The organism is Gluconacetobacter entanii (genome assembly GCF_003206495.1).
Classification (GTDB): domain Bacteria; phylum Pseudomonadota; class Alphaproteobacteria; order Acetobacterales; family Acetobacteraceae; genus Novacetimonas; species Novacetimonas entanii.
In genome coordinates this window covers 1-8,147 of the sequence record NZ_NKUF01000076.1, presented here as the reverse complement: position 1 = coordinate 8,147, position 8,147 = coordinate 1, and the positions used below count along the sequence as shown (strand labels likewise).

Here is an 8,147-nt window from a genome sequence, read left to right as displayed (position 1 = left end):
ACAAGTGTAGGAGCCGGATGATGCGAAAGTATCAAGTCCGGTTCCGTGGGAGGGAGAGAAGTGATGTCACTGACCAGCTTCCTCCCTACCCGACGTCGACGATACACACCCGATTGAGGCGGGACGCCTGCCCAATGGTGAGCCCGATCTCTATTTCCGGGGTTTCTATGCATGGAATTCAGAAGTCGGCAGCAAGAGCCTCGGCATTGCGTCATTCTACCTGCGCGGAGTGTGTCAAAATCGTATGTTGTGGGGCGTCGAAAATTTCGAACAGATCACGATCCGGCATAGCAAGTTTGCAGCCTCACGCTTCGTGCATCAGGCGACACCGGCGCTACGGAACTTCGCCACAGCCAGCCCGGCCTCGTTCGTCTCGGGCATTCAGGCCTCGCGCAAGGCGCTGGTGGCGAAAACCGACGAGGACCGCGAAAGTTTCCTGCGTCGTCGCGGGTTCTCGAAGCCAGAGACAACGAAGATCATCGAAACCGTGCTGCATGAGGAAGGGCGCAAGCCGGAGAGCGTGTTCGATTTCGTGCAGGGGATCACGGCGCTGGCGCGGACAAAGGCCAATCAGGACACGCGGCTGGATCTGGAGGAGAAGGCCCGCAGGCTGATGGAGCGTGCGTCCTGAAAGACGACTGCACGCTTTTCCGTAAAGACGTTTTTACGAGCCCGGCCACTGCGCCGGGCTTTTTCGTTTCGGGAGTTTTTCCGATGGCTGATTTCTTCACGCATTTTTCCTGCGTTCTCGATGTGGGCACAGTGGACAATGCCGCAAAGGCGCTCGACCTCTACAATGCGTTCATGGACGAACTGGCGGCGGAAGATCCACCCTCTGACGGTTTTGTCCTATCGATCGTGCCCGAATATGGCGGCACGAAACTCTGGATGCACGATGAGACGATCGGAGATCCGCATCAGGTGGTGGAATTCGTGCTACGCTGTGCGCGAATATTCCGGTTGCGGGGCCGATGGGGATTCCAGTGGGCCAATACGGCCTCACGTCCCCGGATAGGCGCCTTCAGCGGCGGTGCGCATCTGCTTGACCTTGGCAGGCGCAAAACGATTTCATGGATGACCACCGATCGCTGGCTGGCGATCGCCCTGGACGGAGGCAATCCCGACACAGGAGGGCAGGGCGATGACCTTGCATGATGCAGGCGATCTCGCCCGTCGGCTGGCGGAGAACGCGGAGGCGGTGTGCCGGCAGTATCTGTCCGCCGGTCGCCGTCACGGCAATTACTGGCTGGTCGGTGACGTGCGCAATACGCCCGGCCAGTCGCTGTTCGTCCGGCTCCACGACACCGCCAACGGCAGGGCGGGAAAATGGACGGACGCTCAGTCGGGTGAGCATGGCGACCTGCTCGACGTGATCCGCGAAAGCCTCGGCCTGGTGGATTTCCGCGACGTGGCCGACGAGGCACGCGCCTTCCTCAGCCTGCCGCATCCTGACCCAGTGCCGCCGTCACAGGACCGACCTGCCCGTGAGCGTGCTTCCGCCAGTTCTTCCGAAGCGGCACGACGGCTCTGGGCCATGTCCGGGCCGATCATAGGCACATCCGTAGACGCGTATCTCCGTAGACGCGACATTACGCTTTTGCACGGAACCGAAGCCCTGCGCTTCCATCCGCGTTGCTTTTACCGCCCGGACGAGGACGGTCTGACCGAGACCTGGCCCGCCATGATCGCCGCTGTCACCGACCTCGACGGCACTCTGACCGGTGTGCATCGCACCTGGCTGGCGGCGGACGGCCGTGGCAAGGCACCGGTCGACCATCCGCGCCGTGCCTTGGGCGGGCTGCTCGGTCATGCCGTGCGCTTCGGGGTGGCATCCGACGTGCTCGCCGCCGGGGAAGGCATCGAGACGGTGCTTTCGCTGCGGCAGGTTCTGCCCGATCTGCCATTGGCCGCCTGCCTGTCTTCGGCACATCTCGCTGCCCTGATCTTTCCGCCGCTGCTACGCCGTCTCTACGTCCTGCGCGACGACGATCCGGCCGGGGATCAGGCGCTGGCGACGCTGCACGCCCGCGCGGGTGACGCCGGGATCGAACTGATCGGCCTGTCGCCACGGCTGGGCGATTTCAATGATGATCTCCGTGCGCTGGGACGCGGCGCGCTGCGGGCGATCCTGCATCCGCAACTCGCGCCAGCGGACGTGGCACGCTTTCTGGAGGCCGCCGATACCTGAGCGGGCCGGAAAGAGGAGTGGGGGGGCCGTCTTCTGTCGGCGGGCCTGTCCTGCCTCCCGTCCGGCAGGTCCGCGCCCCGGCCTTTCAAGTGGGGAGCGGGCGTCAGCCGGGCCGGGCCTTCAATGGCGTGAGCCGGCTATTTTCCGTCGCGCCCTGTGGGGGCGCTTTACATCGCGAGGCAAAATAGCCGGCCCCCTGCCATCCTTCGCTGTGCTGCGGCCGCGCGCCAGCGCGCGGTTCCGGCCCGTCCCTGGTCTGCCGCTGTCCGCCCCCGGAAAGGCCGCGAAGGGCGCAGCCGGAGACCTGGGAGGACAGCCTCATGACCCGCATGACCGACGATTTCGAACCGCCGCACGCCGCTTCATCCACCGCGCATGTGCTGACCGAACTCCAGATGTATGGCTACCGTCCCTTCGCGGACGAGCCGGACCCCAGGCCGCTACCCGAAGCGCAGCGCATCGGGGGTGCTGTGGCCGACATCTTCGACGCCATCGCTGCGACGCTGACCGACACACGGCTGGAAGCCGATCTCGAAGCATTGCTCTGGTCCACCGTGAACATCTTCCACCGCATGGTCGGCCAGGTTGAGCGTGAGCTTGACCGCAACGAGCAGGCGCAGAAACGGAGCCAGCAGGAACAGGATGGCAGCGAGATCCGCTCGGTGGAACTGGAGCGGCTGATCGCCGAAGGGCTGACCCTGATCGAGCGCCGCAACGCCTACGAGATCTTCCGCGACGAGGCGCAGGAGCAGTTCGAGCGCCTGACCCTGAGCGCGTGGCGTCCGAAGGCCGGCTCGCTGGTGTCACGTCGCACCATGACGGCCTCCATGATCGACAGCCGCGATTTCCTCAACGCCCGACGCCGCGCCGAGGGCGAGTTGCTGGTCCCGCCCGGCCCCAAGGTGGTCGTGACCGGGGGCCTGGACTTCGACGACCATATCCTGATCTGGGACCGGCTGGATAAGGTGCGGGCCAAGCATCCCGACATGGTGCTGCTCCACGGTGGCTCGCCCAAAGGTGCTGAGTTCATTGCCTCACGTTGGGCCGATCACCGCGATATCGTGCAGATCGCCTTCAAGCCGGACTGGACCAGGCATGCCAAGGCGGCGCCCTTCCGTCGTAACGATGCGCTGCTCGACACTATGCCGATCGTCGTCATCGTCTTCCCCGGTTCAGGCATCCAGGAAAATCTGGCCGACAAGGCAAAGCGGCTCGGTATCCCGGTCCTGCGGTTCGGAGGCGGCGCGTGAGCGCTCTCTCCTTCCCCGCAAGCCAGCGTCTCAGGCAAGAACCTCAAGACCGTGCTTCTGAATGACGCTCAACAGCTTGAGCGCCATCCCGCTCGGCCGTTTGGCGCCGCTCTCCCACTTCTCGACCGTGCTTTCGCTCGTGTTCAGATACCGCGCGAAGACCGGCTGGCTGACATTGTTCGCCTCGCGGAGACGCTTGATCTCGATCGGCTCGATCGCAGGGGGCACCACCAGATGGCGCGTGTCAAAATCACGCATCGTCGCCTTGTCGAGCGCGCCGACCTTGTGCAGCATTACCGCCCCGGAATGAATGGCCTCGGAAATGTCGCTCCGGAAGCTATTTTTTCTCTTCATCGCCATGGCATATCTCCGTCAGGTCTCGATCCTTCAAAAGCCGTTCGACCTGTTCCCCGGTCAGCACGGCATAGGCTTTGGCGAGGGTCCGGAAGTCTTCCAGTTCATCGCTATCGATATTGTCCCGGTCCTTCTTCGCGAACAGATAGGCGTAGATCCAGTATCGACCGCCTTTCGCAAGAATAATGCTGCGATGCAGGTTCTTGTTCAGGCGCTTCTTGAAGACACCACCACCCAGATCGACGGCCTGACCCTTCATGACCTCCCGGATCGCTTTGCAGAGTTCATCGTCTTTGATGCGAGCTTTCCGGGCCGCCCTGGCGAACCAGGCGGTCTTGAATGCCCGCTGGGATGGCTCGGCATTGGTCATGACCTCCTATGTAGCACCAGGTGCTATGGATCGCAAGGTTCTTCGCAACGCCACCGGATCACGGGGGAAGGCAATAACGCTCGACCTGATTGACCGCAACGTCCGCATACCAGCGATAGATTTCGATGATATCGTCACCGGCGGGACGTAAGCCGCGCGGATTTTCGTTCCGGTCACCGTATCATCTGCGCTATAATGCGGGTTGCGCCGTGGTGGTGGTGGCAGGCGCGACCGTCCGACATTGTCGGTTGCACGGAGACCGCCGCCATGTTCATCCTTGCTCCCTTCCTGCTCGTCGCCGGCATTGGCTTCCTGTGCTGGTTGTTCTTTACCGTGGCAGTCTTCGCCCTGCCCTGCGCCATGGGTCTGATGGCCGGGTTCTGGGCGTATGGTGCGGGTGCTGGTGTTGTCGGCGGGATCATCGTCGGTTTCGTCGCGGGCGCTGCAACCTTCGTTATTGGCCAGGTCGCCTTCGCCTTGGTGCCGTGGATGTGGCTCAAGCTGCTGATCGTCCTGCTCTATACGGTGCCCGCCATTATCATGGGCTACAGCACGACACATGGGATCGCCCAGATGCTGATGCCGTCTCCGGCGTGGCAGCTCTTTTTCTCCATCATCGGCGCGATCGCGGTGGGCGTCACCGCTTTCATCCGCTTTACAACCGTGGCCCCACCCGGACCGTCCGGCGGCAATATCGCGCGGGTCTGACACCGCTCTGGCAACCGGCGAGGCAGGACAGGATCGGGGGCTTTCGCATCTGGCCGCCTCGCTGTCAGGAGGGTATGGCAGGAGCGATCGATGAGGCCCTGATTGCAGCATATTGGCTGAAGGTGCTCTTTCCCTGGAGCGTGGACGTCCAGCGCTTCCTGTCAGCATCGGCCGGTGGAATCCCGGAAGGCAGGGCGTGTCCGTGCGAAACGCAGTCCCGGAACGGGGCGTGTGCAGGGTCGGAAGCAGGGCATGACGATGCCTTCCCCTTCCTGGCCGACACTTGCGTGGGGCGCGGGTGGCCATAGTCTCCGTGATGTGTGCTCTGTCGGGCCGCGCACGCATGCCGCCTCTCAAGATGGCTGATCTAGCCGAAGGTCGGCTGCGCCTCGATCGGCCATGGCGCAACAGCGGTCCATAATTTTCTTCCCCTGACGGCTGCGCCGTCATTCCTCGCGAAACAAGAAAATTCCGTCCCGCCGTCCTCCGCTGCGCTTCGGTCCCTACGGGATGCGCCGCCGCTCGCCTCCGTCTGTCCGATCGCCATCGAGGCCGCAATGGTGCGGGCTCGGTAACAGAGATCACGGAGCAGTATCATGGCTACCATCGGCACCTTCAAGAAAGTCGGCAACGGATATAACGGCGAGATCGTCACCCTCTCGCTCCAGACCCCCAACGTCCGCATCGCCCCCGAGACCACGCGCCTGAACGAAAATGCCCCCAGCCACCGCGTCTTCGTCGGCCGGGTCGAGATCGGAGCGGCCTGGTCCCGGCGCTCCAACGAGGGGCGCGACTATCTGAGCCTCAAGCTCGACGATCCGAGCTTCAACGCCCCGATCTTCGCCAACCTCTTCGATGACGAGGACGGCGAGGGCTACAGCCTGATCTGGTCCCGCCCCAACGGCCGCCGCAACGGCGACTGAGGTGCCAGCGATCCCCCGCCCGGCCGGTCCGGGTGGGGCCTTCGCATGACCGATCGCGAACCGGCGGGTGGGCGCACCAGTCGCGCCGCGCCCAATCTGCCAATGTGTGGGCAAGAAAGGGGAACAGGGCTTCCCTCAGCCTTCCCATTGTACCATGCCCGGCGTGAACCGCCTCAAGGACGCGCGGTCCCCCCAATTTTGCCCGGCGCACCCTACGGGCACACCAGACAAAATCGGCTCCCCCGCGCGCCGCTGGGGCGGTCGCCTGCGGCGATCCTTGACCCGATTCACGCGCGCATGAGGCGACGGCCTGTCTTCGAAAAACGAAAGGAGCAGGACGATGACCACGCTACACGACCAGATCCAGATGCTGCGCGCCGAACTGACCAGCTTTCACCTCAGCCGTCGTGAGCGGGCCAAAATCGAGCGTGAACTGAACCAGGTATGCGCGCAATTCGCAGCAAAATGCCACGACGGGGAGGCCTCCGCGTAAGCGGGGGTCTTTTCGTCTGGTCGCCCGTACCGACGGCGGACCCCACTGACGGTCCTATCAGAAGCAGGACGCCGGTGTTTCCTCACTATCCAACTGAAAGAACGATATTGAATCTCCATTATACGACTATTATAGTCGTATTTCTGGTGTGCATGCCCTGCATGTCGGATGTGATCATGGATGATCACTGGCCGACAGGTAAGGGCGGCACGGGCACTCCTGAACTGGACACAGGAACGGCTCGCTGAAAAAGCCCTCGTAGCATTGACCGCGCTCAAGCGCCTTGAATCCGAGCGTGGCATTGGTGTCCATGAGGGCACGATCGACCAGGTCCGCCGCGCGCTGGAAGCAGCGGGCATCCTGTTCATCGAGTCCGGGCAAGGGCGTGGTGTCATGTTTCTTCACGAGACTTCCGATCCACAGACGCGACAGGATGCGGGCCGTCGCAGACGCGCGCCGTCCTGATCGGCCTGGCCGCGCAGCCTTCCCACTCGGCCCCGCGTTGTTTTTTGCGTCAGCGCGGAACCGTCGAACGGTCGTCATTCCACGAATTTGTTATCGAACCGATCCAACAGCGCTATCACGAGGGATCGTCATGACCCACCCATCCTTCCAGGATCACCCGCCTCTGACGGCGCGTGTGAACGCCTATGACGAGCAGCATCTCGACCTTTATCTCCGCCTCCTGATCGCCGACGAGGAAGGTGCCGACTGGCGCGAAGTCGTTGCGGTGCTGTTCAAAATCGATCCTGTCTGTGAACCCGTGCGCGCCAGGGCTGTTTACGACAACCATCTTGCACGGGCGCGCTGGATGACCAAAGCCGGCTACCGGCATTTGCTGGAGCCGCGCCTGCAATAGCCGGGCTTCGCCGGCCCACGCGCTGGTCCCCCACGGCACTCTCCCCAATAGAAAATCAGGGTCTATGCGCTCGCGGTTCCGATCCGGCTAATTGAGGCTGCCCCCTTGCCGTATGAGGGGCCAGACAGGGAGGTCACCATGCCGACATCCTTCTGGCGTTCACAGGAAATACGCGACCGTATCAGCACTCTGGACCGTTCCGGTTTCGCCGTCGAGTTCCTGCGCCGCAACGCGACGTACCGTCGCGAGTATGCCCGCCTGCAACGACGCATCGCCCGCCGGGCAACGGACGCCGCCGCAGAGCGCGCGGCGTTCGCCGAACGCTGGGGGTTGGGCTTTTGTCCATGCTCCCGATGAACCCGCCCGCCGCGGCCGCATGGTCTGGAGGCCCGAGGTCTCCCCGGCCACGCTGATTCTCACGCCGGCACCCTCGGGTTTCGCGACGGTGACCCCGATCGAACCCGCCATGCTGGGGAATATCCTGGCCCGTCACGACGATGCGGATGGCGGGTGGCTTACGATCGGCGACGCGGTTGGCGATCTCTTTCTTCGGCTTCTGGACCCTTCGGCCTTGCAACGCCCCGCCGTGCTGCTGCCGCTGGACGCTGCCGGCGAGCTTCGTCTCGACGTGGCGTTGCGCTTTTTCCGGCATCTGCGTGGCAGCCGCGTTGCCCTGCTTCCACGCGCGCTCCAGCTCACGCCGCTCCAGCGTGCGCGGCAGATTCAGCTTCTGATCGCCTTCGACATTCAGGAAATTGGTGGCGGCCCACGTGAGGTCGCCATAGCCGCCGGCCGTTCATGGCAGGCGATTTTACCTTCCATCGAGTGGAAGAACACTGCGGCGCGGCGCTTTGCGGATCGCCTGATTCAGGACGCAGAGAACCGGGTAAACGGCGGTTACCTGGATTTCTTCTGTGGTTGCCGTCCGTTATGCAAGAGTTTTCTGACCCATATTGACGTGTGATCGTGTGCGGTCTTCTGTAAGGCCTGTTGATGTGGCCT

At 63.3% G+C, this 8,147-nt stretch carries 13 protein-coding genes and 1 pseudogene; 12 read left to right on the top strand and 2 right to left on the bottom strand.

The genetic code is table 11. From position 1 onward, the window contains the following. Window positions 1–94 precede the first annotated feature (94 nt). The 4 genes and pseudogenes from CFR72_RS15860 to CFR72_RS15845 form a co-directional block, all read left to right on the top strand. Window positions 95–631: pseudogene (locus tag CFR72_RS15860) on the top strand (DUF932 domain-containing protein); the annotation flags it as partial. An 83-nt stretch (window positions 632–714) separates the two neighbouring features. Beyond that, window positions 715–1,155 (top strand): hypothetical protein, encoded by a 441-nt coding sequence (locus CFR72_RS15855; protein ID WP_010517766.1) that lies wholly within the window; start codon window positions 715–717, stop codon window positions 1,153–1,155. Continuing rightward, the gene (locus tag CFR72_RS15850; RefSeq protein ID WP_029604266.1) at window positions 1,142–2,188 is read left to right on the top strand and encodes a DUF7146 domain-containing protein; all 1,047 of its coding nucleotides are present in this window, start codon (window positions 1,142–1,144) and stop codon (window positions 2,186–2,188) included. The genes CFR72_RS15855 and CFR72_RS15850 overlap by 14 nt, the downstream gene beginning before the upstream one ends. 320 nt (window positions 2,189–2,508) lie before the next feature. Next, window positions 2,509–3,438 (top strand): DUF2493 domain-containing protein, encoded by a 930-nt coding sequence (locus CFR72_RS15845; RefSeq protein ID WP_110914727.1) that lies wholly within the window; start codon window positions 2,509–2,511, stop codon window positions 3,436–3,438. Between the two features lie 30 nt (window positions 3,439–3,468). On the opposite strand, the gene CFR72_RS15840 is transcribed toward CFR72_RS15845, so the two are convergent. Beyond that, window positions 3,469–3,798, bottom strand: a complete 330-nt coding sequence (locus CFR72_RS15840) for a helix-turn-helix domain-containing protein (protein ID WP_018308131.1) — start codon at window positions 3,796–3,798, stop codon at window positions 3,469–3,471. Next, entirely contained in the window at window positions 3,776–4,162 is a 387-nt protein-coding gene (locus CFR72_RS15835; RefSeq protein ID WP_010517758.1) for a type II toxin-antitoxin system RelE/ParE family toxin, read from the bottom strand. Before CFR72_RS15835 ends, CFR72_RS15840 begins: the two co-directional genes overlap by 23 nt. On the opposite strand from CFR72_RS15835, the gene CFR72_RS17735 reads away from it, so the two are divergent. The 8 genes from CFR72_RS17735 (at window position 4,161) to CFR72_RS15790 (ending at window position 8,109) form a co-directional block, all read left to right on the top strand. Beyond that, entirely contained in the window at window positions 4,161–4,313 is a 153-nt protein-coding gene (locus CFR72_RS17735; protein ID WP_010668868.1) for a hypothetical protein, read from the top strand. The genes CFR72_RS15835 and CFR72_RS17735 overlap by 2 nt on opposite strands. 116 nt (window positions 4,314–4,429) lie before the next feature. Further along, window positions 4,430–4,870, top strand: coding sequence for a hypothetical protein (locus CFR72_RS15830; protein WP_010517753.1), 441 nt, complete (start codon window positions 4,430–4,432; stop codon window positions 4,868–4,870). 596 nt (window positions 4,871–5,466) lie between these two features. Then, on the top strand, window positions 5,467–5,793 hold the full coding sequence (locus tag CFR72_RS15815) for a DUF736 domain-containing protein (protein WP_018308129.1): 327 nt from the start codon (window positions 5,467–5,469) through the stop codon (window positions 5,791–5,793). 340 nt (window positions 5,794–6,133) lie between these two features. Next, the gene (locus tag CFR72_RS17725; protein WP_010518334.1) at window positions 6,134–6,286 is read left to right on the top strand and encodes a hypothetical protein; all 153 of its coding nucleotides are present in this window, start codon (window positions 6,134–6,136) and stop codon (window positions 6,284–6,286) included. A 180-nt stretch (window positions 6,287–6,466) separates the two neighbouring features. Further along, on the top strand, window positions 6,467–6,751 hold the full coding sequence (locus tag CFR72_RS15805; RefSeq protein WP_110914726.1) for a helix-turn-helix domain-containing protein: 285 nt from the start codon (window positions 6,467–6,469) through the stop codon (window positions 6,749–6,751). A 130-nt stretch (window positions 6,752–6,881) separates the two neighbouring features. Beyond that, window positions 6,882–7,145 carry a DNA -binding domain-containing protein gene (locus tag CFR72_RS15800; protein ID WP_010518332.1) on the top strand — a complete coding sequence of 88 codons (264 nt, stop codon included), beginning with the start codon at window positions 6,882–6,884 and terminating at the stop codon, window positions 7,143–7,145. 138 nt (window positions 7,146–7,283) lie between these two features. Continuing rightward, window positions 7,284–7,502 carry a transcriptional regulator domain-containing protein gene (locus CFR72_RS18195; RefSeq protein WP_010518331.1) on the top strand — a complete coding sequence of 73 codons (219 nt, stop codon included), beginning with the start codon at window positions 7,284–7,286 and terminating at the stop codon, window positions 7,500–7,502. 88 nt (window positions 7,503–7,590) lie between these two features. After that, complete coding sequence (locus CFR72_RS15790; RefSeq protein ID WP_244182346.1) at window positions 7,591–8,109, top strand: DUF2285 domain-containing protein; 519 nt, start codon at window positions 7,591–7,593, stop codon at window positions 8,107–8,109. Window positions 8,110–8,147: the final 38 nt, after the last annotated feature.

Coding starts and splice junctions, on each gene's coding strand:
- CFR72_RS15855 (WP_010517766.1), top strand. CDS start 715: ATGGCTGATTTCTTCACGCATTTTTCCTGCGTTCTCGATGTGGGCACA.
- CFR72_RS15850 (WP_029604266.1), top strand. CDS start 1,142: ATGACCTTGCATGATGCAGGCGATCTCGCCCGTCGGCTGGCGGAGAAC.
- CFR72_RS15845 (WP_110914727.1), top strand. CDS start 2,509: ATGACCCGCATGACCGACGATTTCGAACCGCCGCACGCCGCTTCATCC.
- CFR72_RS15840 (WP_018308131.1), bottom strand. CDS start 3,798: ATGGCGATGAAGAGAAAAAATAGCTTCCGGAGCGACATTTCCGAGGCC.
- CFR72_RS17735 (WP_010668868.1), top strand. CDS start 4,161: ATGACCTCCTATGTAGCACCAGGTGCTATGGATCGCAAGGTTCTTCGC.
- CFR72_RS15835 (WP_010517758.1), bottom strand. CDS start 4,162: ATGACCAATGCCGAGCCATCCCAGCGGGCATTCAAGACCGCCTGGTTC.
- CFR72_RS15830 (WP_010517753.1), top strand. CDS start 4,430: ATGTTCATCCTTGCTCCCTTCCTGCTCGTCGCCGGCATTGGCTTCCTG.
- CFR72_RS15815 (WP_018308129.1), top strand. CDS start 5,467: ATGGCTACCATCGGCACCTTCAAGAAAGTCGGCAACGGATATAACGGC.
- CFR72_RS17725 (WP_010518334.1), top strand. CDS start 6,134: ATGACCACGCTACACGACCAGATCCAGATGCTGCGCGCCGAACTGACC.
- CFR72_RS15805 (WP_110914726.1), top strand. CDS start 6,467: ATGATCACTGGCCGACAGGTAAGGGCGGCACGGGCACTCCTGAACTGG.
- CFR72_RS15800 (WP_010518332.1), top strand. CDS start 6,882: ATGACCCACCCATCCTTCCAGGATCACCCGCCTCTGACGGCGCGTGTG.
- CFR72_RS18195 (WP_010518331.1), top strand. CDS start 7,284: ATGCCGACATCCTTCTGGCGTTCACAGGAAATACGCGACCGTATCAGC.